Below are 23,422 nucleotides of genomic sequence, written 5' to 3'. Positions count from 1 at the left end.
GGCGCTGCGTTGCGGCATGTTGCGCGCGCAACAGCACGCAACATCTTAACCGGGCGGGCGTAATCCGGCTTTGCGGATCCGGCGCAAAACGGTCGAGCGATTGACGCCCAATCGTCGCGAGGCCTGTGCCATATTCCAGTCACAGGCGTCCAAGACCTGCTCCAGCGTTTCTTCGGCCGGTTGATGCGCTTCAACGGGAGGTGGTAGGTCGGGCAGGTCGATCACCGGTCCTTCACAGAGCGCGATTGCCACGTCGAGCACCTGTTCCAGTTCGCGCAGATTTCCCGGCCACGACCGTCCCATCAGATCGGCCCGCGCGGAGGGCGACAAGCGGATGGTTTCGGGCGACCGACGCCGCAGCATTCGGTCGATCAGCCAGCCAAGATCCTGTCGCTGGCGCAGCGGCGGAAGGGTCAGGGTGCTGCCTGCCAAACGGTGAAACAGCGGGCGGGACAGGTTCATCTGTCCCGGCGCAAGACAGGTTGTGGAGAGGGGGCGCAGATCGGGTCTTTGATCCAAAAGCACGGTGAGCGCGGCGGCGGTCTCTGGGGTGAGCGCGTCGATGCCGCGCAGCAAAAGCGTTGTCGGGCCGACCCCCTCGCCGCAGGCCGTTTGGAGTGCCATGGGCGTGAGTCCGGCGCAATCCAGCGGGACAAACCCATTCACCTGACTCACCATATGAATGGCCCGCGCCAGCTTGTTTTTGCCTGTTCCTGTGTCGCCGCAGATCAACAAAGGCACGGAGGTCCGCGCCAGTTTTTCGGCCTGTGTCAGCAGTCGCGCTATGATGGGATCGCTGCCGGCCAACCCGGTCAAAACCCCACCACGGCGGGGTGCAGCCCGCAATGTCCGCGGGGCTTGCGGCGCGATAGCATGACCAAAAAGCGCGCCGCCGTCACGCAGTTCGATAATCCGCTCTTCGGTCGGGCGGTCACGCATCAGATCGGGAAGATCATCGACGGAGAGATTCAATGCCTCGTCGATCCGTTGACCCAGAATGGGCGCGCCCTCGGGGAACAACCGGCGTGCGCCGCGCGTATAGCCAATGATCTGTCCAGAGCCATCCAGCCGCACCGCGACCTCTGGATCAACATCCAAAAACTCCGGGCTGGATGAGAAGCGCAACACCCAATCCTGACGACTCTCGGCCATGAGGTTGGCCATCTCCACCCGCCGCGCGGCGGTGGTCACAAGGCTCATGGCAAGGTTCTGACTGCTTTTCGTGGTCGGTGATCGCAGCAATGAAATATCCAAAACGGCGGTGAGTTGTCCAAGGCTGTCAAAGATCGGCGCTGCGGTGCAAGAGAGCGTCGTATGAGCATTGCCGAAATGGTCGTCCTGATGCACCGTTACGGGTTCCTGCGTAAAAATACAGGCGCCAACGCCACAGGTCCCGGCCAGTTCTTCAGCCCAGTTCGAACCAAGATAAAGCCCCGCGCCGCGCAGTTCGTCTGCAAACAATTCGTCCCCGAAAAAATCGACGCAGACACCCTGCGCGTCGGTCAGGATAAGGACGTAATTTTGTCCGGCCACCTGACGAAACAGGCTTTGTAACCCGGTGCGCGCGGCGGCGATCATCCACTCCGCCTGTTTGCGGTGATCGCGTAACTCCGCCTCGGTGACAATATGCGCCGGATCGTTCCGCAGTGGGTCCATGCCGTACAATTCAACGCAACGCCGCCAAGATGCGGACACGAACGTGTCGCGCCCAGTCTGTGTGCCTTCCAGAACTTGTTCGATTTCCTCGATATGTTGGCGATCGCTCAAAGCGTTGTCCTCCTGCGCCTAGCGTAACACGGGTGTTTCACTTTTGGGGAGGAGACTTTGGTGGGACCCATTGCACCGCTTCGTGATGGTTTTTGGATCATAGCAGCCATCAAGCCGCTTAGTCACAAATCTGTCGTGAATATATTAAGTTTTTGAAATCTGTCGGGTGCACTGTGCGCGCGCTGTGGACCTTTCGTCCACGGGGGCATGCGTGCCCACCATACGGAGATTAAGATGACATCCCTTACGCGTTTTGCACTGCCATTGCTGGCCAGCGTTTCAGTCCTGTCCATGACCGCGGCCCACGCCGAACCGACCCAAGAGCTGATTGACGCTGCCAAGGCCGAAGGCACTTTGACCACCATCGCATTGCCCCACAACTGGTGTGGCTATGGCGACGTGATCGCAGGCTTCAAGGCGAAATATGGCCTCGACGTCAACGAACTGAACCCCAACGCAGGGTCTGCCGACGAACTTGAGGCGATCAAAGCCAACATGGGCAACACCGGCCCGCAAGCACCTGATGTCATCGACGTGGGCCTGTCCTTCGGTCCCGCTGCAAAAGACCAAGGCCTGATCCAGCCTTACAAAGTGTCCGTTTGGGACAGCATTCCCGATGACGCCAAAGATGCCGAAGGGTATTGGTACGGCGATTATTACGGCGTTTTGGCTTTTGGTGTGAACAAAGACATCATCCCTGACGCTCCCACAAGCTTTGCCGATCTGATGGACAGCGCCTATGCCAATTCCATCGCCATTCCGGGCGATCCACGCACCGGCAACAGCACGATGATGACGGTCTATGCCGCAGGTGTTGCACAGGGTGCCGCCGCCGGTGGGGACGCGCTGAACGCGGGCATCACCTATTTCAAAGACCTGAAAGAAAACGGCAACTACGTTCCGGTCAATGGCAATTCACAGAACCTCGCACAGGGCACCACCCCGATCTATTTCGATTGGGATTACAACCTGCTCGCGATGCGTGACACCTTGGCGGGCAACCCGCCGGTCGAGGTGGTTGTACCCTCCGATGCCGTGGTTGCCGGTGTCTATGTTCAGGCGATTTCTGCCTATGCGCCGCACCCCAACGCCGCCAAACTTTGGATGGAATACATCTATTCCGACGAGGGTCAGACCCTTTGGCTCAAAGGCTATTGCCACCCGATCCGTTTCAACGACATGGCGGCGCGTGATGTGATCCCGCAGGACCTGATGGATAAGCTGCCGCCGGCTGAAAACTACGCCAAGGCTGTGTTCCCGACGCTCGACGAGCAGGCTGCCGCAAAGTCCGCCATTGCTGACAATTGGGGCAAGGAAATGGGCGTCAACTGACGCCAATCCGCGTGCTTCCAGGCGGCAGGTTTCGGCCTGCCGCCCCCAACGTGTTTGACGGAATATCCTTTGATCTACACTGCTCCCCCTTCGATCAGCCAATCTGAAACGGTTCCACAGGCCGCCCCCCCGACACCCCCGCGCAAACCCGCGCGGCGCAATCTGTCGTGGCTGGGCCTTGTGCCGTTTCTGGGCTTTGCCCTGTTGTTCCTGATCCTGCCGGTCTTTTATCTGGTCAATGGCGCGTTTCAGACGCCTGATGGCCGGTATTCCTTTGAAACGATGTTGTCGCTGTCTGCGCCCGAGATTGCCGGGTCCTATGGTCTCTCGCTCAAGCTCAGCTTTGCCTCAGCCGCCATGGGAACGGTGTTCGGGCTTATCCTTGGCTATGCTTTGTTGCTGGGCGGGTTGCCCTCTTGGGTCCGACGCGCGTTTATGACCTTTTCGGGCGTTGCCTCCAATTTTGCCGGTGTGCCTCTGGCCTTTGCCTTTATCGCCACGCTGGGGCGGCTTGGTTTGGTGACCTTGGTGCTGCGCGATGTGTTGGGCATCAATATCTATGCCGCCGGGTTCAGCCTGTTTTCCTTTTGGGGTCTGACGCTCACCTATCTCTATTTCCAACTGCCGCTGATGGTCTTGATGATCACACCTGCGCTTGAAGGGCTGCGCCCCGAATGGCGCGAAGCCGCCGAAAGCCTTGGGGCCTCTCGTATGCAATATGTCGCCCGCGTCGCCCTGCCTCTGCTGGCACCCTCGGTGCTCGGGTGTTTCCTGTTGCTCTTTGCTAATGCCTTTGGGACACTGGCCACGATCTATGCACTGACCTCGGCCAATTACCCGGTGGTGCCGATCGTGCTGTTCCAGCAAATCCGCGGCAACGTGTTGTATAACCCCAACCTCGGCTATGCGCTGGCCGTGGGTATGATCCTCATCATGGGCCTGTCCAATACGCTCTATTTCATCCTGCGCCGTCGCGCGGAACGGTGGCAGAAATGAGCCGTCGCTTCCCTATCCTGTCGGCCCTGATCGCTTTGGTCGGCGCGGCCTTTTTCATCGTGCCCTTGATCGCGACGTTCAACTTTTCCCTGCGGATGAAGCGCGGAGAGCTGTCTTTTGAGGCCTACCGTTCGGTGTTTGACAGCGATGTTTTTCTTGGGGTTCTTGGCTTTTCGGCCACCGCCTCTTTGATGGCGATCCTTATGGGCGTTTTGATCGTGGTGCCGACCGCCTACTGGGTGCGCCTGCGCGTGCCACGAGCGCGGCCAGTGATCGAATTTCTAAGCTTGATGCCGCTGATCATCCCGCCCGTCGTGTTGGTTTTCGGCTATGTGCGACTGTATGGATCAAGCTCAATCCTGCCGTTGACCATGACCGAGGCGGGCACCAATGTGCTCTTGGTCATCGGTTATGTCGTGTTGTCGGTGCCGTATATGTATCGCGCTGTCGACAATGGCATGGCAGCCATCGATATTGCCACTTTGACCGAAGCGGCCGAAAGCCTTGGGGCGTCGCGCCTACGCACCATCGTTTTTGTCATCTTCCCCAACATCCGTTCTGCCATCGTGTCGGGGGCCTTTCTGACCTTCTCGATCTCGCTGGGCGAATTCGTCATCACCAGTCTGCTCAACCGTCCAGCCTTTGGTCCCTACCTTGTGCAGATGGGACAGGATTTTGCCTATCAACCGGCGGCTTTGGCGATCATGGCTTTTGCATTCACATGGATCTGCATGGTTCTGATGGAAGCCTTCGCCACCCGCAAACCTGGTCAGCGCCTGTTGCCATGGCGCGCTCCCCGTTCTGTCACAAAGGCCAAGTCATGAGCTTTCTCACCCTGAAAAACATCACCAAATCCTTTGGCCCCAACACGGTCGTGCGCGATTTTGACCTCAATGTCGCTTCGGGCGAGTTCGTGTCCTTCCTCGGGCCATCGGGCTGTGGCAAAACCACCGTGCTGCGGATGATCGCGGGTTTCGAGACCCCGAGCAGCGGCAGCATCCATGTGGGCGGGATGGATGTCACCGCCTTGCCTGCGAGCCGCCGAAAGATCGGCATGGTGTTTCAGGCCTACGCCCTGTTTCCCAACATGTCGGTGCGTGACAACGTGGCCTTTGGGCTGAAGATCGCGGGGATGCCACGCGCCGAGATCGACACACGCGTGGCCGAGATGCTCGACCTGATTTCGCTCGGCTCACTGGCCGATCGCTACCCCTACCAAATGTCGGGTGGCCAGCAACAGCGCGTGGCCCTCGCGCGCGCTCTTGCGCCGCGTCCGAATCTTTTGTTGCTGGACGAACCCCTCTCCGCTCTTGACGCGCAAATCCGCACCTCGCTGCGTGATGACATTCGGCGCATCCAACAAGAGCTGGGGATCACCACCGTTTTTGTGACCCATGATCAGGAAGAGGCGCTATCGATCTCTGACCGGGTCGTCGTGATGCACAAGGGGCGCGCGGATCAGATCGGCACGCCCGCGCAGATTTATAACCGGCCCACGACACGGTTCGTGGCGGATTTTGTCGGCAAGCTGAACACGTTTGAGGCGCGGGTCGAAAGCCCTCAGTCAATCTTTTTTGCCGGGCAAAACATCCACGATCCGCGCCACACGGACCTGACGCCCGGTGCGCCGATCACCGTCGCGTTGCGGCCAGAGGCGTTGTCACTGCGCCCGCGTCCAGGGGATGATCTGTCCCTGCCGGGGCGCGTGCTGCACAGCACGTTTTTGGGCTCCGTGATCCGTGCCCAGATCGAAGTCGCAGGCCAGCAGGTCAGCGTCGACATGTTCAACCGGGCCGATGCGACCCTGCCGGTCGCGGGGGATATGGCCGAGGTTTGGTTCACCCGTGGCGATGTTTTGGTCTTGCCAAGCGTGATGTGAGGGCATCAGAGGGGGGGCGGCCCGTTCAGGCGCGTGTTCAGGGCTCAAACCAGCGTGTTGTTTTGAACAGAACCGGGACGCCGCGACTTTTAAGAATGCTCCACATTCCCTGACGATCCACCAGCATCACCCCAATCGCCAGTGCGCCCAGAGTGATCAGATACCAGCTGCCCCAATCTGCGGCAAAGCTGCGCAGCGTAAAGAACAGAATGACCCCCAAAATAGGCCCTTCGATGGAGCCAATCCCGCCGATCACCACGATAAAGATGATGAAAGCAGACCATTCGTTGACCGAAAACGCAGCGTCCGGGGTGATGCGCAGCTTTTGCAAAAAGATGAACCCGCCGGTCAGGGCCGTGCTTGCGGCTGTGGCGATATAGACCATGAATTTGACCCGTCGAATGCGGATGCCGATGCTTTCAGAGGCCGGTTCAGAATCGCGGATGGCGGTAAAGGCGAGGCCCCATTTGGAGCGCAGCATCAGCCAGACGATCACCACCGATCCAATGCCAAGGCCAAAAGCGATGTAATACATCACCATGTCGCGTGCGCCGCGCGAGGCGGCGAGAGATTTGACCACATCAATCGGCAACGAGATGCCCGAACCGCCGCCAAGCGCCGAAAACTGCGCTGCAATCAGGCGAAACACCTCGGCGATGACCCATGTGCCAATGGCAAAATAGGCGCCTTGCAGGCGAAAGGCGATCCAGCCGATGGGAAAGGCGATGAGGCCCGACAGGAGGGCGGCGACGGGCAGGGCGATCAGTAAAGGCAACCCGGAGAACATGGCGAGCGCAAAGAACAGGTAGCCGCCAAGCCCGACCCAAGCCTGTTGCCCCACCGAGATCAACCCGGTGTATCCCGCCAAAAGGTTCCACATCTGCGCCAGCGCCAGAAAGGCCAACGCTTCCATCAACATATTGAGCGTGCCGCGTGAGGCCCAAAACGGGGCGGCGGCCAAAAGGACGATGGTCACAAAAATGGCGATGAGCGAGACGGGGGCTTTGCGGCGGGTCATAGGTGCGGTTGTCATGGGATCATCCTTTCATGCGGGCAAACAGGCCCTGTGGCCGAACGACCAAGATCAAGAGGAAAACCAGGTGGCCTGCGAGGATTTGAAATCCCGCATCAATTTGTGCGCCGACGACCTGTGCCACACCCAAAACGACCCCGCCAGCCAAGGTGCCCCAAAGCGAGCCAAGCCCGCCGATGATCACCGCCTCAAAGGCAAACAAAAGCCGCGATGGGCCTGCACTCGGGTCAAAATTGGTCTTCATCGCCAACATGATCCCCGCCACCGCGACAACGCCGGAGGCAATCATCGTGGCCAAGGCAAAGATATGGGCTTTGTTGCCCCCCATAAGCGGCACCATTTCCGCATCATCTGACGTGGCGCGCAACAGGCGACCCAGCGCGGTGTGGAAAAACAAAACATGCAGACCTGCCAAAACGCCAAGCGCGACCACGAACATCAGCAAAGGCATGGCGCCAATCGCCAAATCACCGGGAAGGGAGATGGAGGCGACATCCAGCGCACCGCTTGAAACGCGGCGACTGTCGGCGGAGAACACCTCCATCATGCCGTTTTGCAAGATGATCGACAGACCAAAGGTGACCAGAATGGGCGGCAGAATATCCTTGCCCAACACCCGGTTGAGCAAGATGCGTTGCCCCAGATAGCCGATCGTTCCCATCACCAAAACCACCGCCACAATGCCAAGCGCCGGGTGCCATCCCATAAAGGTTACAAAGGACAACATCAGATAGGCCGCCAACACGATGAAATCGCCATGGGCGATGTTCACAAAGCGCATGACGCCGAACATCAGCGATAATCCGGCCGCGAACAGCGCGTAGAGACCGCCCAAAAGCACGCCTTGAATCAGTACATTGACCCATTCCATCAGAGCATCTCCTGTGCCGGTTCATTGGTGTCCGGTTCGTTGGATTCAAGTCCGAAATAGGCGCGAGTGATCTCCGCGCGACTGAGGTCCTCGGGGCGTCCAGACAGCGACACGCGGCCCTCTTGCAGACAGATTACGCGGGTGGCCACGGCCATGGCTTGGGCGATGTCCTGTTCGATCACCAACATCGACGTGCCCCGCGCACGGATGAGCGGCACGGCGGTGTAAATGTCTTTGATCACCTTTGGCGACAGGCCCAGACTGATTTCATCACATAAAAGCAACCTCGGGTTGGACATCAGGGCCCGACCAATCGCGACCATCTGTTGCTGACCGCCTGAAAGCGCGGTTCCGCCATGGTGGCGTCTGTCATGCAGGTCGGGAAACAACTCATAGATCGCCGCAAGTGACCACGGGCCTTTGCGTTTGCCACTTGCCCCGATGCTCAGATTTTCTTCGACCGTCAAAGAGGGAAACAGCCGCCGTCCCTCGGGCACCATGGCGATGCCGGCCTTGTGAATCAGATGCGCGGGCTGGCCGGCGATGGCCGCGCCTGCAAAGCGGATGTTCTGGCCTTTCGAGGGCAAAAGCCCGGTGAGCGTGCGCAGCATGGTGGATTTACCGGCCCCGTTGGCCCCGATCACCGCCATCGTGTCGCCCTCATCCATAGTCAGATCAATGCCAAACAGCGCTTGGAAATCGCCATAAAACGCGGTGAGGTTACGGATTTCGAGAAAAGCGTTATGTGGCGTCATCGGCATCAATCCCCAAATAGAGTTGTTGCACCATCGGGTCGGCCATCACCGCTTTGGGATCGCCCTGCGCGACCAAAGCGCCGCGATCAATCACGACCAAGCGTTCGACCACGGCCAAAAGCGCGTGAACCACATGTTCGATCCAAATGACGGCCATGCCGCTGGCGTGAATGTCGCGTATGGTGGCGACCAATGCGCGACACTCGGCTTCCGTCAAACCGCCTGCGATCTCATCCAGCAAAAGTACCTTGGGTGAGGTGGCCAAAGCGCGCGCCATTTCAAGTCTTTTGCGTTCCAAAAGCCCCAGAGTCCCGGCCTGAAGATTGGCTTTTGGCATCAATCCGGTCAGTTCCAAAACCCTGCGACAGGTCTGCGGAGCGCTCTGTGCATCGCCGCCAAAAATCGCCGCTGTCAGGAGATTTTCATAGACCGTCATGCCGACAAAGGGATGTGGGATTTGAAACGAGCGCCCGATGCCAAGACGACAGCGCTGGGCTGCGGGCAGGTCGGTGATGTCGCGGTCTTGCCAATAAATCCGCCCCTCAGACGGTTGGAGCGCACCGCCAATTAAATTGAACAAGGTCGATTTTCCGGCTCCGTTCGGTCCAATGATGCCAAGCGCCTCGCCGCGCCCCACGGCAAGATCGACAGCATCGGTGACCGTGAGCGTGCCGAAAGATTTCGACACGCCCTTCAGCGTAACGATCTGTGTCAAGGTGTCCTCCCCTTTTGCGGCAGGGTGGCAAGGCGGAGGGTAGGTGCCAATGCCGCATGGGGTGTTTTTCAATACCTTTGAAGGCGCATATTTTTTCTGATGATACTCTGTTGGTATTGGCGGATACCAGCACAGGCATTGATTGAAACCTGTTCAAGGGCGAGTTTCGCCGCAAGAATTGCCATTACATGGAGGAGTAGGTTATGCGCAATATCACACTGGAAAACGTCACGGATGCCGTCATCAACGCGATGAGCGGGGATATACCTGCACGCAACCGGGAAATCATGTCGGCGGCCATCAAGCACATCCATGCCTTCTGCAAAGAGGTCGATCTGAGCTATGATGAATGGCTTGAGGCGATGAAATGGTTTGTCCGCGCCGGTCACATTTCCAATGAAGCGCGCAACGAATTCATCCTGATTTCTGACATCATCGGCGTTGAAGTGCTTGTCGATATGCTCGACAAAAAGCCGACCCATGGCGAAACGATCACCACTGTGCTTGGGCCGTTCTACCGCGAAAATTCACCGGTTCTGCCCAAAGGCGCGTCGATCATTCAAAAAGAATATCCGGGCACAGAAACCCTGCGCATCACCGGGACCATTCGCGACACCGATGGCGCACCTGTGCCCAATGTCATCCTTGATGTGTGGCACGATGCTCCGAACGGTCTCTACGACCTTCAGGACCCGGAACAGCCGGACATGAACTTTCGCGGTCGGTTTGAAACCGATGAAAATGGCGAATATGATCTCGTGTGCTATCGCCCCGCGCCTTACCCGATCCCCTATGACGGGGCAGCGGGCGAGTTGCTCAACTACATGGGGCACCACCCGTGGCGTCCCGGTCATGTCCATTTCATGATCATGAAAGAAGGCTACAAAACCCTCATCTCGCAAATCTACGACAGCGAGACGGAATATCTCGACAATGACTCTGTGTTTGCCGTGAAAGAAGACCTCGTGGGGCGTTTGGAAAAAGCGCCTGAGGGGGCCGATACGGACCTCGCGATGGAGTTCAATTTCGTGATCCGCAACAATGCCAAACTCGGCGCTGTTGCCGCAGAGTAAGCACAACATTGACAGGGTGGAGCGCAGCGTCCCGTCGCTCCACCCCCTTTCTGGCGTCGGAAATGATATGAATACCCCCTTCTCTGCAATGCCCACAATGACTCGCATCTCTGACGACGCAACGACGATGGATCTGGCCCAAGCGACGGCGATCCGTTCGGTCTCTGCACGCATTATCGAGGCCCCGACCCGGCGCAAACATAAGCTTTCGAACACCTCTTTGAGCCACCAAGGCTATATTTTTGTTGAGGTTGTGTTGGAGAATGGTGTTGTCGGTTTTGGAGAGGGCTCCACCCTGGGCGGGCCGCGCTGGGCCGAGGAAAGTGTTGAGGCGATGAAGGTCAATATCGACACCTACCTCGCGCCCGCGCTGATCGGTCATCCCGCCTGTTTCCTTGAGGCCGCCGCCACCAAAATGGCGCAGGCGGCCAAGCGCAATTACACTGCCAAATCCGCTCTCGACATGGCCATGTTGGACGCCGTTGGGAAAACGCTGAACGTGCCCGCCCATGTGCTTTTGGGCGGGGCGCAGCGCGCGTCTTTTTCCGCCATTTGGGCCTTGGCGTCTGGCGACGCGGGCCAGGAGGTCGAAGAGGCCAACGGCATGATCGAAAAGGGGTGGTTCAACCGCTTTAAAATCAAACTCGGCTTTGCTGACCCGTTGACCGATCTGGCGCGTCTGACCGCCTTGAAAGTGGCATTGCCCGAGGGCACGGATATGATCGCGGATGTGAATCAAGGCTGGTCGGAGGCCGATTTTATCCGTTATGTGCCACATCTTGTGGACCTTGGGGTGAGTTTGATCGAACAACCGCTTCCCGCCGCCCAAATGCCTGCCATGGCGCGCATTGCCACGCGGTCTCCGATCCCGATCATGCTGGACGAGGGCGTGTCCACCCTTGGCGAAGCATGGACGGCTGTGGCTCAGGTGCGGGCTCAGTCCTGTCACTCAAACTGTGTAAACACGGTGGGGTGCATCAATTGAAACGGGTCGCGGGCATCGCGCAGGCGGCGGGTGTTCAGCTTTATGGCGGGTGTCTTTTGGAAAGCTCCTTGGGTGCTGCGGGGCATTTGCACGCTTTCGCCACCTTGCCGAATTTGGACTGGGGCACCGAACATTTCGGTCCGAAAATTCTGGTCGAGGATCTGTGTTCCGACGGGCTGCGCTATGAGAATTTTGAAGTGCATCTGCCGACAGGTCCGGGACTTGGGGTCACGCCTGACCCAGACTGTATCAATCGTTATGCCCGCAAAGACTAAAGGAAGTTCCCATGCAAACCGCATCTCTGCGCGCCCGTTTTGAAGAGATGGGCACGGCGCTCACGCAAAAGCCGCATCTCAAACGCCTCGGGCAGTTGTTTTCCGAGACGGTTTTGATCGAGGTCGATGATCAGCAGATCTATCTGTACTTTCATCGCGGCCTGCTTGAGCGGGTCGAAGAAGGCCCGAGCAGTAAAATCCCGTGGCGGTTTGCCTTGCGTGTGGATGGTGAGGCGCTGGATGCCTTTTGGCACCCCATGCCAGCGCCACGGTTTCACGACATTTTCGGTTTTGTCAAAACCGGTCGTGGGCGGATTGATGGCGACATTCTTGCCCTTGTCAAAAACCTGAGGTTTTTCAAAGAATTTATGGCGCTGGGCCGTCAAAAGGAGGCGGCATAATGGCGCTTGAACAGATCATTGGCCGCTATGTGACGATTGAGGTCCAAGGCCGCAAAAACCGCATTTATTTTGAAGAAGCGGGCAGTGGGCAGCCGGTCCTGTGTTTCCACACGGCGGGCGCAGACAGCCGCCAGTGGCGGCATATCCTGAACGATCCCGAGTTGACCAAAGCCTATCGTTTCATCGCACCGGACATGCCGTGGCATGGCAAATCTTTGCCTCCTGAGGGGTTTCATGAGGAAGAATACCTTTTGACCACCGAAGCTTACATGGAAACGGTGCTCAAACTGGTCGAGGCGCTCACTCTGGAGAATCCGATCTATGCCGGATGTTCCATGGGCGGACGGATCGCGCTGCAACTGGCACTCAAGACGCCGGATCCGTTCAAAGGTTTTATTGCCATCGAGGCCTCGGATTTTCAGCCCGCGTGGTATGACATCGACTGGTTCCACCGCCCGGATGCCCATGGCGGCGAAATGGGTGCGGCTTTGGTCAGCGCCAATATCGCGCCGCAATCCCCCGAGTCCGAGCGTTGGAACACCCAATGGATGTTTATGCAATCTGGCCCCGGCGTATTTCGTGGGGATTTGAGTTTTTATACCCAAGACGACAGTCTCATCGGGCAACTTGGCCGCATTGACACAGGCGCGCGCCTGTGCATCTCATGGTGGGCACATATGATATGACCTGTACCCCGGAGGACGCCAAACGCACCGCCGATGCCATTCCCGGTGCCAGCCTTGTGGTGATGGATGGGATTGGGCATTTTCCGATGAGCGAGAACCCCGATGTATTCCGGCCCTATTTTGTCGATGCCCTCGCAAAAATGGGGTGAATGCGTAAAATCGGGTGATGAAAAAGGGGCTGGGGAGGGCCACTTTGGAATTCAAACGTCTGAAATATTTTATTGCCGTGGCCGAGGAATTGCATTTTGGTCGCGCGGCGGCGCGTTTGGAAATGGCCCAGCCACCCTTGTCGCGCCAAATCGCGACGCTTGAAAAAGAGATCGGCGCGCAATTGTTTGATCGCGCCCGAAGCCAAATCCGGCTCACCGAGGCGGGTGCGGTTTTATTGGATCGGGCGCGCGATATTTTGGACGATCTCGACAGCGCCTACCGTGAAGTGGAACTCATCGGGCGCGGTGGTGCGGGGCGGTTGCGCGTGGCCTTTGTTGGCTCTGCGACCCATGGGGTTTTGCCGTCGTTGATCAAATCCTATCGCTCGCATTATCCGCATGTCGATCTGTCACTCAGTTCGATGAACAACGCCGAATTGGAACGCGCTCTGATCCAGCGCGACATCGACATCGCGGTGGCGCGGCCAAGCCTTCAAGGCGATGAATTCCGCTCCATGGCCTTGCATCACGAGCCTCTCATTCTTGCCCTGCCCGACAACTCGGCTCTGGCCGGTCAGAGCCTACCGATCAAGCTGGCGGATTTGGATAAAGAGACCTTTGTACTCTACCCGCGACGCCCGCGCCCGTCGTTTGCCGATCATATTTTGAAAGTCTGTGAGGGCGAAGGCTTTACACCTGCGGATCAGATCTTTGCCCAAGATTACCAAACCGCCATTTCGCTTGTCTCAGTTGGGGTCGGCTTGGCGATGGTGCCCAAATCGGTGTCAAATTCGCCACGTGCGGGGGTGTTGTATCGCTCTTATGAGGGCAACAATCCCGGCACCTCTTTGACGGTGCATGCCCGGCGCGACAATCGCAAGCCGCAGGCGCTTCAATTCTTTGACATCATTGAAAAATACACACGAAAACGCATCTGATCTGAGGACAAGGGGCCTCGCTAAAGCGTTCCGCCACAAACCTGAATCACGGGTTTATGGCAGAACGCCCGCACCATTGATATGTCTGGCAGCGTCACGCCTTTCCCCTGTCTCAGGTTAAAGGCGTGACGCCTTAAACGGGGAGGCCCCTTGTCTTTAGCCGATTGGACGCATTTGTGCGCTCAGCGGGATGTCCGGTGCGTTGGTGTTGTCGACGATGTCGAGCACCGGTTTGCCATCGCGCACCGACCATTGGCCGCCAACCAGCGGCGTTTTGGCAATGTTCGGCACAGGGCCTGCGCCAAAGTTGAGCGCGCCGGTGATCGTGTTCAGATTGGTGGCACGGATCGCTGCGGCGATGCTGTCGGGGTCGGTGGGGTCCTCGGTCCGGGATAACGCATCCAAAGCCACTTCAAACAGCGAGTGTTTAAAACCAAGCGGCATGGTCCAGAGGTTGCCGGTCTCGGCCTCATAAGCGCTGGCAAGATCAGCCGAACTTTGCCCGGTCAGCGAAGAGTTGAACGGGTGATGCGGTGACCACCACACTTCGACCGAAAGCCGTCTGCGCGGGGGCCAAGGGCGGCCATGGCCTGAGGAAATTCGCTGGCCTTGGCGACATTGATGACCTTGGGCGCAAAGCCTTGCTGAGCCGATTGACTGAGGAATGTGGTGAAATCTGGCGGGATCACGACGCCGGTGACGATCTCGACCCCCGCTGCTTTGAAGGCCGAAATCTGTGCCGAGAAATCGTCGGTCATGGACTGAAACCGACCAGTGTCGACCAAGGAATAGCCTTTGTCCGCCATCGGTTTTGGGAAGCCAACCGCAGGGTCGCCCCAGGCATTTCCGTCCGGGTCATTGGGCCACAGTGCACCGACCACCTTATTGGTGGCGACTTGATCCCATTGCGACATGAACGTGCCGATCACGTCTTCAAGGCCCCAGAAATAGTGGAACGTGTAATCAAACCCCTTGGCCGGATCGCCCTGACGGCCAAAGAAATGCGGTTGCCATGGCGTGTCATTGCTAATGCAGGGCACACCGTTCAACTCGGCCTGATCCGCCACCGGGTTGGTCGTGTCAGGCGTCGATGTGGCCAAGAGCATGTCTACCTCATCGTTGAGGATCAATTCCTGAGCAACGGAAGAGGCGCGGTTGGAGTTGGATTGACTGTCTTTCAGGATGATTTCGACCGGATGTTTGGTGCCTTGGATCATCACGCTGTCGCCGATTTGAGCGCGCACGGCGTCGATCACAAATTGCGTTGGCTCGGCAAAAATCGCGAGCGGTCCGGTCACGGGCTGAACAAGACCAAGTTTGATGGTTTTGGTTTTGGCGAGTGCAGGCAAGGGAAATTGCGACAGCGCAGCACCGGAGGCCGCCGCCCCCACGCTGCGCAAAAAGCCACGGCGGTTCACTGGTGTAGGTTTCATTTTTTCTCCTCCCATAGAGTGGTTGGAGTATCCCCCCTGGCGTGCGATGTGCCTATGCTGTGGCCAGTATTGGATGATACGGGCGGTGACAGGCCCTTGTTTGAGTTGGCTTGGAGGTGTCCGACTGACGGACACCTCTTCGGTGAGCCTGTTTTATCACATTCACGCGCCATATAGTTTTTGATGACTTAGCGTTGGGAGGAACGCCATGGAAACGCACAGGTTTCCCTTTGCGCGACGGCGTGGGGGGCGGGTTTTTGCTGCATATAAAAGCTCTGAAGGGCGGGCAGCATGATCAACGGAAAATATAAAAAACGCATATCAAACCTCTTCTTGGCTGCCGCTGCATCCTGCTTTCTGTTTGGAGCCGGGGTGACCGTGATGGATGTGATTTTGCGGGCGGTTGCGGGTATGAATGTGCCCGCCGCCATTGAACTGACATCCCTGTCCATTGGTTTGGGTGCGCTGTTGTCGATGCCGGTCTGCTACGCGAAACGGACCCATGTGACGGCTAAGCTCTTGTCCGAATTGTCGCCAAACCGCTTCACCCGGCCTTTGGGCATTTTCGGTAGCATCGCCTCGCTGATCTTTGCCGGGCTTTTGTTTTGGATTTTGGCCGAAAACACCCTGTCCAAACTTGGCTCACCCGAAACCACCGCCGATTTGGGCGTGCCGGTGTCGATGGCGCTGATGGTGGTGACCGCAACCCTCTTGGCCGCTCTTATCGCGGCGCTCGCGGCGCTCTGGTTCTCCGTGAAAAATGAGAAGGATTGGTGATGAGTGGGATGCTTTTGGGTGGCATGGGGTTCTTTGCCGCGATCGTAATGATCTTTCTCGAAGTGCCTGTGGCTGTGGCCCTTGGTCTTGTCGGCGTGCTTGGATCGGCGATGATCATCGGACTGCCCGGTGCCATGGCGATTGGCGCGACGACGACATGGGACAGTCTGACGAATTACACTCTGACCATGTTGCCGCTGTTTGTGATGATGGGCAATTTGGCCGCGCGCAGCGGTCTTTCGACCAAGCTCTATCAATCCATGTCCGTGCTGATCGGTCACCGCCGGGGCGGGCTTGCGCTGGCCACTATTGGCGCGTCGGCGGGGTTTGGAATGATCTCCGGATCGTCCTTGGCCACCACCGCGACCATGGGCCGGATTGCCTTGCCGGAAATGAAAGCCGCCGGATATTCCCGGTCGCTCTCCGCCGGTTCTGTGGCTGCGGGGGGCACACTTGGCATCCTGATCCCACCGTCAACGGTCCTAGTGATCTATGCCTTCATCGCCGAGCAATCCATTCGTGACCTGCTTTTGGCCACGGCCGGACCGATCTTTTTGGCAGTTCTGCTGTACTGTCTGGCGATCTGGGTGCCGATCTGGATGGGTTGGTCTGTGGCACCTCAACGGATGCGTGCCGAAGGGCCGGAACGGCGCAGCGCGATCAAAGAATTGCTGCCCCCGGTTGGTATTTTTGGCCTGATCATGGGCGGGCTTTATTCGGGCGTGTTCACCGCCAACGAAACCGCCGCCATCGGGGCCGCCGTGGTTCTGGCCTATGGATTGCTTGCGCGGCGGTTGTCCTTTGAGGGCTTCATGTCCGCGATCATGGACACGGCGATGACCTGTGGCGCGCTCTATCTGGTGTTGATCGGCGCGAACCTGTTCAACTTTTTCCTTGCCCTCTCGGGTCTGCCCTTTTCCCTCACCGGATTGTTTTCCGGCATCCTGGATCAGCCGCTTTTGGTGATCTTGTTGATGCTGGCGATCTATCTGGTCTTGGGCACGTTGATGGACAGTCTGGCGATGTTGTTGCTCACCGTGCCACTGTTTGTGCCCGTGGCGCAGGCGGCGGGGATCGACCTTGTGTGGTTCGGGATTTTCGCCGTGATGGTGGTGGAAATGGGACTGATTACCCCGCCCGTCGGCATGAACCTTTTTGTCCTTAAAACCGTCGCACCGGACGTCAAGCTCACTGAGCTTTGGAAAGGGGCGGCCCCTTTTGTCATAGCCGATTTCATTCGCGTGGGGATCATTATTGCTCTGCCCGCGCTTGTCATTTGGCTGCCCTACCATGCGATCTGATCAGAAAAACGGGAGGAAACTATGATCAAAACTCTATTCAAAGCCACCACAGTGGCGCTTGCCTTGGGTCTGTCTTTTACCGCGTCTATGGCAGAGGCGCGCGAAATGCGCGTGTCGTCTTTTGAGCCTGCACAAGGGTTCTATTCGTCGAAGGTGCTGCAAGCCTGGATCGACGAGGTCAACCCGAAGCTGTCCAAAGGCGCGTCCTTTAAACTCTACCCCGGCTCCATCCTTGGCGCACCGCCCGCACAGGCGGAATTGGTCAAAGCGGGCGTGGCCGATGTCGCGTTGATTGTGCCGACCTATACGCCGGGTCTGTTCCCGATGTCAGGTGTGGCCGAAGTGCCGGGTCTGGTGGCAACCTCCACTCAAGGCACCGAAATCCTCAACACGTTGGCCGAGGACGGTGCGTTGAACGCGGAGTATGCCGATTACAAAGTGATCGCCCTGTTCACCACGCCGGGCTACCGCTTTTTCATGACGGACGCTGCCGCCGCCACGCCCACCGATCTCAACGGTCTGAAACTGCGCACCCCGTCGAAATTTGGCTCGACCCTGTTTGATCTTCTGGGCGCGTCGGGCGTGTCTATTCCGGCACCACAGGTCTATGAAAACCTCGAACGCGGTGTGGTCTCGGGCGCGGTGTGGGTGATGGATGCCTATCGCACCTTCCGCCTCAATGAAGTGGCCCCCTATATCACCACCACGCGTTTCACCTCGTCGCCCATGGCCGTTTTGATGAACAAACGCACCTATGAGAGCCTGTCGGAGGTGGACAAGGCCGTGCTGGATGAGATGTCGGGTCGGGCCACTGCCGAATGGATCGCCTCCGTTGTCGATCAAACCGATGCCGAAGTCGAAGCGGCGTTTCGCGCGGCAGGTGAGGTGACCTTTGTCGAACTCGATGAGGCAGGCCATGCGGCATGGGATGCGGCATTGGCGGAGGCTCCGGCCAAATGGGTGGCCGAGCAGGCCGATCCGGCAGCAGCCGAAACCGTGCTGACCCGCGCGCGCGAGGTTTCTGCGCGCTGATCTTCTCTCCGTCTGTCCACACTGCGGACGGGCGGAGATGACGCCTCGGGATTGGGTCGTTTGGCCTGTAAAATGAGGCATTCCTGAACAAATGATGGAGAACACCATGGCAATCATTGCTCTGGGCTATCTCGGTGTGCGCTCTGACAAGCTCGACGACTGGGGAGATTTTGCCGGCAAACTGCTGGGCATGCAAAAGATCGACCGTGGCGGCAAAGCCGTGGCGTTTCGCATGGATGACAAGGTTCAGCGGCTTTTGGTTTCTGACGAACCCGGTGAAACGCTGGCGTTTCTGGGCTTTGAGGTCGCAGCCAAAGAGGATTTTCAAGCCTACGCCGCTCGTCTGGATGCCGCGGGCGTGGCCGTCACCATGGCCACAAAAGAGCTCGCGGATCGCCGGTTTGTCGAAGACATGATTTGGTTCAAAGATCCGGGGGGCAACCGGGTCGAGCTGTTTTACAAACCGATGATCGCCACCGATCCGTTTGTGCCGGGGCGTCCGATTGACGGCTTTATGACCGGACCTTTGGGCATGGGGCACGCGGTGCTTCACGTCAAAGACATCGACGTGATGATGCCGTTTTACCGGGATCTGTTGGACTTTCACGTCTCGGACTACGGGTTGGAACCCTACGGGCTGTACTTTTTCCACCTCAACAATCGTCACCATTCCTTTGCCATGGTCGGCTCGGGACAGCTTGGGTTTCATCATTTCATGGTCGAGTTCCAAAACCTTGATGATCTGGGCCAAGGCTATGATTTGGCGCAGATGGAGGAGGGCCGTGTCGCCTACACACTGGGCCGTCACACCAATGATTACATGACCTCCTACTACGCCCATTCGCCCTCCGGCTTTTTTGTCGAAAACGGTTGGGGCGGGCGCTTGATTGAGCCGGAAACATGGGAGCCGCATCAGACCCATGATGGCCCGAGTTTTTGGGGCCATGAACGGCTTTATCTCACCGAAGAAGGTGGGCGCAAACGCCTGCGCGATATGCGTCTGGATGCTGCCGCACGGGGCCGGCGTGCGCCACCCGTGGCCGATTGCCCATGGCTTTTCGGCGAACTGACCAAACAGGGAAAATAACTATGGAACACTATGATGTCGCCATCGTGGGCTATGGCCCTGCGGGCGCAACTTTGGCTCATCTTTTGGGTCAATGCGGGGTAAAAACGCTGGTTTTGGAGCGCGAAAGCGCAGCCTATCACCTGCCGCGCGCGGTGCATTTTGACGCCGAAGTGATGCGGGTGTTTCAGTGGATCGGCATCGCCGACGAAATGGAACCCAAAACGGCGCTGCATCCGGGGATGCAATTTGTCGATGCTGACGGCAAACTTTTACTGGACTGGCCCCGCCCACAGGGCGAAGGGCCGCAAGGCTGGCGCTCGAATTTCCGCTTTCACCAACCCGATCTCGAAGAGGTGCTGCGCACCAGTCTGACCGTCCGCAAAGAGGTCACCATTCGCACCCGCTGCGATGTGTTTAACATTGAGGATCAAGGCGATGTGGTGGAACTGCGGTTCGAAGACATGTCCTGCGGCAAGGTTGAGCGCGTCACCGCAAGCTATGTGGTCGGTTGTGACGGCGCACGCTCGCTGGTGCGGCGCTATATTGAGACCGGAATGGAGGATTACGGCTTTCACGAACGTTGGCTGGTGGTCGATGCGATCCTGAAACAGGACAAGCCCGAGCTCGGCGATCATTCGATCCAATATTGCCGCCCTGATCGTCCCGCCACCTATGTGCGGGTGCCGGGGATGCGGCGGCGGTGGGAAATCACGGTCAAGCCCGATGAGGATACAAATGAGATTTCCAAACCGGAGCGGGTGTGGGCGTTGCTTGCCGATTGGTTGACGCCCGAGGACGCCGATTTGGAGCGCACAGCGGTCTATGTGTTCCACTCTCTGGTTGCGGATGAGTGGCGCAAGGGGCGGCTTTTGTTGGCCGGTGATGCCTGTCACCAAACCCCTCCATTCATGGGGCAGGGTATGTGCGCGGGCACCCGAGATGTTGCCAATCTGTACTGGAAATTGGCGCTGACTTGTCAGGGCAAGGTGACGGGCAAGGCCGCCGAGGTGCTGTTGGACAGCTACGAGAGCGAGCGCAAACCCAATGCCCGCGAATACATCCAAACTGCCGTGCGGTTGGGTGGCTTGATCAACACCGCGGGCACCGAAGCGGCCCTGCGCGCCGCTTTGCCAAGCACCGATGGCTCCGCACGGATGGAAAGCATCGCGCCGCCTTTGGGCGAGGGGATTGGTGTTGGCGATCTCGCGGGGCGTCTGTTTGGTCAGCCGCGCCTGACCGACGGGCGGCTGATGGATGATGTCTATCGCCATCAGTTTGTCGTCGTCGCTGAGGCGGATTTGGCGCAGGGTTTGAGCCTGCCCGATGGTGTCGCTTTGGTCACCACGAACACATCAAACGCCGCCGATCACCTCGCGCGCCTTGGTGCCCGCGCCACTGTTTTGCGTCCCGACCGTTACACGCTGGGCGGGGCCAATACCAAAGAGGAACTTGAGGCGCTTTTGACCCTCGTGCTCCCAAATCCAATTGAAACGCAACAACCTGAACGGGTCTGATACAATGAAGCTTTGCTCTTTTACCAAGGACGGTACGTCCTCATATGGTCTCGTCAATGAGGTTGGCATCGTCGATCTCGGCAAACGTTTTGACGCGCCGACGCTGCGCGATTTTTTGGCCACAGGCGACATGGCTGCTGCCGCAGCCTTGGTCTCTGCCGAGGCGGATTATGGCTTTGACGATGTGACCCATGATCCGGTCATTCCGAACCCGGATAAAATCATCTGTGTCGGCCTGAACTATCACGCCCATATCGAGGAAACCGGCCGCGAAGAAACCCCGAACCCGGTGTTGTTCGCGCGCTATCAGGGTTCGCAGATTGGGCACAATGCGCCGCTGATCAAACCGCTTGAATCGGATAAATTCGACTATGAGGCGAGGTCGCCGTGATCATCGGCAAAGAGGGCCGTCGCATTTCAGAAGCGGATGCGATGGATTATGTCGCGGGCTATGCCTGTTACAACGATGGGTCCGTGCGCGATTGGCAAAAACACACGCATCAATTCATGCCGGGCAAAACATTTGCCGGGACGGGCGGTTTTGGCCCTTGGATGGTGACGGCGGATGAGATCGAAGACCACACCAAAATGCGGCTCCAAACCCGGTTGAATGGCGAAACGGTGCAAGACACCACGCTGGATATGCTGGTCTGTTCGATCCCGCGTTTGATTGCCTATTGTTCAACCATCTTGCCGCTGTTGCCCGGCGATGTGATTGTGTCCGGCACGCCGGGTGGGGTTGGCGCGCGTCGCACGCCACCCTTGTTCATGAAAGACGGCGATCTTTGTGAGGTCGAAGTGTCGAGTGTTGGCATTTTGTCAAACTCGGTCAAAGCCGAAGTCTAAGGCTTACGCGCGGGGGCGGAGTGTGACAGTCTAAACCTATGATTGCCTCTGGTTCCGACACACCTGCGACCGCTTCTGGTGGGTCCGTGCGCGCCCTTGCGCGCGGGCTTGCCATTTTGCGCTATGTGAACCGGATGGGCGAAACCCGCCCCGGTGAAATTGCCAAAGCGCTGAATCTGCCGCGTCCGACCGTGTACCGGCTTTTGGAGACGCTGGAGGAACTGGGCTACGTCGCCTTTTCCGCCACCTCGAATTACGTACGTGTGACGCGGTTTGCCGCCGCTTTGGGAGATGGCTATGCGCTGACCTCTGAGCTGTCACAGGCGGCGGGGCCTTTGTTTGCGCAATATGGCCAACGGCTTGTCTGGCCGCTCGATCTGACCATTTACAACAATGCGGCGATGGTGATTCAGGAAACCACCCATGGCCGGTCTCCCCTGTCGATCGACAGAGGCATGACGGGATATAAACTGCCGGTGTTGCGCACCTCTGCGGGGCGGGCCTATCTGAGTTTTTGTTCGGATGAGGAACGGGGGGTGATCCTAGAGCACCTGCGTCGGCTCAATGATCCCGAAGATGTTCCGTTTTTGGAACAGCGCTGGTTGGACCAATTGTTTGAACAGACCCGCGCGCGTGGCATCGCCATTCGCGACAGCGGCGAATTTCGCGCCCAAACGGCATCGCTTGCGGTTCCCGTCAGGTCGGGTGGAAATGTTTTGGGCTGTGTCTCCATCATCTGGATTCGCAGCGCCATGAGCACCGGTAAGGCACTTGAAACCTTTACCGGAGCTTTGACGGAGCTTGCCGATAAAATCGCCGGGTCTTTGCCGGATTGATGGCCCAGTCCTAAAGCGGGTTTCGCGCCATCTGGTCGGCGATGTCGTCGTCAATCGGCGTCTCATAGGTCATCAAGATCGACCCGAGAACGGAATAAAACCCCACAGTGGCGATCAAATCGAACACCGCTTCTCGGCCAAGACACTTTGCCAATTCCCGCTCAAGCGGGATGGGCAGACGGTGATCGTCCAACAGTGCATCGACGGCGCGCACGATCATCCCGTCTTCGCCCTCGGGCATGGCTTTGATCGCCAAAATCCTCTCGTCAGAAAACCCAAGGGCGCGCGCACGCGACACATGATGCGCCCATTCATAGGCCGACCCAAGCCGCACGCCGGTGCGCAAAATCACCACCTCGGAGCGCTCAACCCCAAGCGCTGTGTCTTTGACGATATGCTGCCGCAATGGTGCCCAAGCGCGCACGAGGGCCGGGTGATGCGCCATCGTGCGATAGACATTAAGTGCGCCAGCAAAACCGCCCCGCAGATCGGCGATGTCATTGGGCCATTGCGCATCCGTGAGCGGCGCAACCTGATCGGATATGGTCTTTTGGGGATTGGTCATGAGTGCCTCCGTTTGCGCCATCAAGACGCGGACGATGCCCAAAGGCAATCACCGCGGTTGCTCGGCATGATTGATGGACAGTGTTGCAAGCCTCGTGTGAGGTGTGTGCGGGTTGTTTCAAGACTCGCTAAAATGTTCCACCAACCCTTTTTCTTTCAAAAGCGTGGCCAGATATTTCCCGTACTCGGTTTTTT

The 23,422-nt window shown here is 58.2% G+C and carries 21 protein-coding genes and 3 pseudogenes; 16 read left to right on the top strand and 8 right to left on the bottom strand.

Annotation, left to right across the window (positions count from 1 at the left end; all coding sequences use genetic code 11):
- Nucleotides 1-45: 45 nt before the first annotated feature.
- Complete coding sequence (locus tag C8029_RS08460) at nucleotides 46-1,767, bottom strand: sigma-54-dependent Fis family transcriptional regulator (RefSeq protein ID WP_152002715.1); 1,722 nt, start codon at nucleotides 1,765-1,767, stop codon at nucleotides 46-48.
- A gap of 234 nt (nucleotides 1,768-2,001) precedes the next feature.
- Between C8029_RS08460 and C8029_RS08455 the strand changes: the two genes are divergently transcribed.
- The 4 genes from C8029_RS08455 (at nucleotide 2,002) to C8029_RS08440 (ending at nucleotide 5,974) form a co-directional block, all read left to right on the top strand.
- On the top strand, nucleotides 2,002-3,099 hold the full coding sequence (locus C8029_RS08455; RefSeq protein WP_152002714.1) for an ABC transporter substrate-binding protein: 1,098 nt from the start codon (nucleotides 2,002-2,004) through the stop codon (nucleotides 3,097-3,099).
- Nucleotides 3,100-3,168: 69 nt separating this feature from the next.
- Complete coding sequence (locus tag C8029_RS08450; RefSeq protein WP_152002713.1) at nucleotides 3,169-4,095, top strand: ABC transporter permease; 927 nt, start codon at nucleotides 3,169-3,171, stop codon at nucleotides 4,093-4,095.
- Nucleotides 4,092-4,919 (top strand): ABC transporter permease, encoded by an 828-nt coding sequence (locus tag C8029_RS08445; RefSeq protein WP_152002712.1) that lies wholly within the window; start codon nucleotides 4,092-4,094, stop codon nucleotides 4,917-4,919. Before C8029_RS08450 ends, C8029_RS08445 begins: the two co-directional genes overlap by 4 nt.
- Complete coding sequence (locus C8029_RS08440) at nucleotides 4,916-5,974, top strand: ABC transporter ATP-binding protein (RefSeq protein WP_152002711.1); 1,059 nt, start codon at nucleotides 4,916-4,918, stop codon at nucleotides 5,972-5,974. The genes C8029_RS08445 and C8029_RS08440 overlap by 4 nt, the downstream gene beginning before the upstream one ends.
- A gap of 37 nt (nucleotides 5,975-6,011) precedes the next feature.
- Here the strand turns inward: C8029_RS08440 and C8029_RS08435 are convergent, their stop codons facing one another.
- The 4 genes from C8029_RS08435 to C8029_RS08420 are packed head-to-tail and all read right to left on the bottom strand — an operon-like array spanning nucleotide 6,012 to nucleotide 9,348.
- Nucleotides 6,012-7,007 (bottom strand): branched-chain amino acid ABC transporter permease, encoded by a 996-nt coding sequence (locus tag C8029_RS08435; protein ID WP_152002710.1) that lies wholly within the window; start codon nucleotides 7,005-7,007, stop codon nucleotides 6,012-6,014.
- 4 nt (nucleotides 7,008-7,011) lie between these two features.
- Nucleotides 7,012-7,878, bottom strand: a complete 867-nt coding sequence (locus tag C8029_RS08430) for a branched-chain amino acid ABC transporter permease (RefSeq protein WP_152002709.1) — start codon at nucleotides 7,876-7,878, stop codon at nucleotides 7,012-7,014.
- Nucleotides 7,878-8,633 (bottom strand): ABC transporter ATP-binding protein, encoded by a 756-nt coding sequence (locus C8029_RS08425; protein WP_152002708.1) that lies wholly within the window; start codon nucleotides 8,631-8,633, stop codon nucleotides 7,878-7,880. The genes C8029_RS08430 and C8029_RS08425 overlap by 1 nt, the downstream gene beginning before the upstream one ends.
- Nucleotides 8,620-9,348, bottom strand: a complete 729-nt coding sequence (locus tag C8029_RS08420; protein WP_152002707.1) for an ABC transporter ATP-binding protein — start codon at nucleotides 9,346-9,348, stop codon at nucleotides 8,620-8,622. Before C8029_RS08420 ends, C8029_RS08425 begins: the two co-directional genes overlap by 14 nt.
- Before the next feature lie 203 nt (nucleotides 9,349-9,551).
- On the opposite strand from C8029_RS08420, the gene C8029_RS08415 reads away from it, so the two are divergent.
- From C8029_RS08415 to C8029_RS08395, 5 genes and pseudogenes are all read left to right on the top strand, one after another.
- Nucleotides 9,552-10,421: a dioxygenase family protein gene (locus C8029_RS08415; RefSeq protein ID WP_009570213.1), complete on the top strand. Its 870-nt coding sequence runs from the start codon at nucleotides 9,552-9,554 to the stop codon at nucleotides 10,419-10,421.
- Nucleotides 10,390-11,681: pseudogene (locus C8029_RS08410) on the top strand (muconate/chloromuconate family cycloisomerase). The gene C8029_RS08415 and the pseudogene C8029_RS08410 overlap by 32 nt, the downstream one beginning before the upstream one ends.
- 11 nt (nucleotides 11,682-11,692) lie before the next feature.
- On the top strand, nucleotides 11,693-12,082 hold the full coding sequence (locus C8029_RS08405; RefSeq protein ID WP_009570211.1) for a hypothetical protein: 390 nt from the start codon (nucleotides 11,693-11,695) through the stop codon (nucleotides 12,080-12,082).
- Nucleotides 12,082-12,917, top strand: a pseudogene (locus tag C8029_RS08400) (alpha/beta fold hydrolase). The gene C8029_RS08405 and the pseudogene C8029_RS08400 overlap by 1 nt, the downstream one beginning before the upstream one ends.
- 44 nt (nucleotides 12,918-12,961) lie before the next feature.
- On the top strand, nucleotides 12,962-13,855 hold the full coding sequence (locus C8029_RS08395; protein WP_193217621.1) for a LysR family transcriptional regulator: 894 nt from the start codon (nucleotides 12,962-12,964) through the stop codon (nucleotides 13,853-13,855).
- A gap of 156 nt (nucleotides 13,856-14,011) precedes the next feature.
- On the opposite strand, the gene C8029_RS22350 is transcribed toward C8029_RS08395, so the two are convergent.
- Complete coding sequence (locus tag C8029_RS22350) at nucleotides 14,012-14,401, bottom strand: type 1 periplasmic-binding domain-containing protein (RefSeq protein ID WP_226946283.1); 390 nt, start codon at nucleotides 14,399-14,401, stop codon at nucleotides 14,012-14,014.
- Nucleotides 14,362-15,288, bottom strand: coding sequence for an ABC transporter substrate-binding protein (locus C8029_RS08390; RefSeq protein WP_226946282.1), 927 nt, complete (start codon nucleotides 15,286-15,288; stop codon nucleotides 14,362-14,364). Before C8029_RS08390 ends, C8029_RS22350 begins: the two co-directional genes overlap by 40 nt.
- 291 nt (nucleotides 15,289-15,579) lie before the next feature.
- Between C8029_RS08390 and C8029_RS08385 the strand changes: the two genes are divergently transcribed.
- The 7 genes and pseudogenes from C8029_RS08385 (at nucleotide 15,580) to C8029_RS08355 (ending at nucleotide 22,663) form a co-directional block, all read left to right on the top strand.
- Nucleotides 15,580-16,065: a TRAP transporter small permease gene (locus tag C8029_RS08385; RefSeq protein WP_152002705.1), complete on the top strand. Its 486-nt coding sequence runs from the start codon at nucleotides 15,580-15,582 to the stop codon at nucleotides 16,063-16,065.
- Entirely contained in the window at nucleotides 16,065-17,366 is a 1,302-nt protein-coding gene (locus C8029_RS08380) for a TRAP transporter large permease (protein WP_152002704.1), read from the top strand. The genes C8029_RS08385 and C8029_RS08380 overlap by 1 nt, the downstream gene beginning before the upstream one ends.
- A 21-nt stretch (nucleotides 17,367-17,387) precedes the next feature.
- Nucleotides 17,388-18,398: a TRAP transporter substrate-binding protein gene (locus C8029_RS08375; RefSeq protein ID WP_152002703.1), complete on the top strand. Its 1,011-nt coding sequence runs from the start codon at nucleotides 17,388-17,390 to the stop codon at nucleotides 18,396-18,398.
- 106 nt (nucleotides 18,399-18,504) lie between these two features.
- On the top strand, nucleotides 18,505-19,485 hold the full coding sequence (locus C8029_RS08370) for a VOC family protein (protein WP_152002702.1): 981 nt from the start codon (nucleotides 18,505-18,507) through the stop codon (nucleotides 19,483-19,485).
- 2 nt (nucleotides 19,486-19,487) lie between these two features.
- A complete protein-coding gene (gene mhpA, locus C8029_RS08365; protein ID WP_152002701.1) occupies nucleotides 19,488-20,981 on the top strand; it encodes a bifunctional 3-(3-hydroxy-phenyl)propionate/3-hydroxycinnamic acid hydroxylase MhpA in 1,494 nt (497 codons plus the stop codon).
- A gap of 4 nt (nucleotides 20,982-20,985) precedes the next feature.
- Nucleotides 20,986-21,827: pseudogene (locus C8029_RS22945) on the top strand (fumarylacetoacetate hydrolase family protein).
- A gap of 38 nt (nucleotides 21,828-21,865) precedes the next feature.
- Entirely contained in the window at nucleotides 21,866-22,663 is a 798-nt protein-coding gene (locus C8029_RS08355) for a DNA-binding transcriptional regulator (protein ID WP_074646106.1), read from the top strand.
- Nucleotides 22,664-22,673: 10 nt separating this feature from the next.
- On the opposite strand, the gene C8029_RS08350 is transcribed toward C8029_RS08355, so the two are convergent.
- Complete coding sequence (locus tag C8029_RS08350) at nucleotides 22,674-23,228, bottom strand: carboxymuconolactone decarboxylase family protein (protein ID WP_152002700.1); 555 nt, start codon at nucleotides 23,226-23,228, stop codon at nucleotides 22,674-22,676.
- Nucleotides 23,229-23,422 lie beyond the last annotated feature (194 nt).

It is taken from the genome of Roseobacter sp. TSBP12 (assembly GCF_009129705.1).
Taxonomy (GTDB): domain Bacteria; phylum Pseudomonadota; class Alphaproteobacteria; order Rhodobacterales; family Rhodobacteraceae; genus Celeribacter; species Celeribacter baekdonensis_A.
This window is presented reverse-complemented; position numbering and strand designations above follow the sequence as displayed.

Bases quoted from the DNA above. Each gene is read 5' to 3' on its own strand.
- C8029_RS08455 (WP_152002714.1), top strand. From the start codon at position 2,002: ATGACATCCCTTACGCGTTTTGCACTGCCATTGCTGGCCAGCGTTTCA.
- C8029_RS08445 (WP_152002712.1), top strand. From the start codon at position 4,092: ATGAGCCGTCGCTTCCCTATCCTGTCGGCCCTGATCGCTTTGGTCGGC.
- C8029_RS08440 (WP_152002711.1), top strand. From the start codon at position 4,916: ATGAGCTTTCTCACCCTGAAAAACATCACCAAATCCTTTGGCCCCAAC.
- C8029_RS08435 (WP_152002710.1), bottom strand. From the start codon at position 7,007: ATGACAACCGCACCTATGACCCGCCGCAAAGCCCCCGTCTCGCTCATC.
- C8029_RS08430 (WP_152002709.1), bottom strand. From the start codon at position 7,878: ATGGAATGGGTCAATGTACTGATTCAAGGCGTGCTTTTGGGCGGTCTC.
- C8029_RS08425 (WP_152002708.1), bottom strand. From the start codon at position 8,633: ATGACGCCACATAACGCTTTTCTCGAAATCCGTAACCTCACCGCGTTT.
- C8029_RS08415 (WP_009570213.1), top strand. From the start codon at position 9,552: ATGCGCAATATCACACTGGAAAACGTCACGGATGCCGTCATCAACGCG.
- C8029_RS08405 (WP_009570211.1), top strand. From the start codon at position 11,693: ATGCAAACCGCATCTCTGCGCGCCCGTTTTGAAGAGATGGGCACGGCG.
- C8029_RS08390 (WP_226946282.1), bottom strand. From the start codon at position 15,288: ATGAAACCTACACCAGTGAACCGCCGTGGCTTTTTGCGCAGCGTGGGG.
- C8029_RS08385 (WP_152002705.1), top strand. From the start codon at position 15,580: ATGATCAACGGAAAATATAAAAAACGCATATCAAACCTCTTCTTGGCT.
- C8029_RS08380 (WP_152002704.1), top strand. From the start codon at position 16,065: ATGAGTGGGATGCTTTTGGGTGGCATGGGGTTCTTTGCCGCGATCGTA.
- C8029_RS08375 (WP_152002703.1), top strand. From the start codon at position 17,388: ATGATCAAAACTCTATTCAAAGCCACCACAGTGGCGCTTGCCTTGGGT.
- C8029_RS08370 (WP_152002702.1), top strand. From the start codon at position 18,505: ATGGCAATCATTGCTCTGGGCTATCTCGGTGTGCGCTCTGACAAGCTC.
- mhpA (WP_152002701.1), top strand. From the start codon at position 19,488: ATGGAACACTATGATGTCGCCATCGTGGGCTATGGCCCTGCGGGCGCA.
- C8029_RS08355 (WP_074646106.1), top strand. From the start codon at position 21,866: ATGATTGCCTCTGGTTCCGACACACCTGCGACCGCTTCTGGTGGGTCC.
- C8029_RS08350 (WP_152002700.1), bottom strand. From the start codon at position 23,228: ATGACCAATCCCCAAAAGACCATATCCGATCAGGTTGCGCCGCTCACG.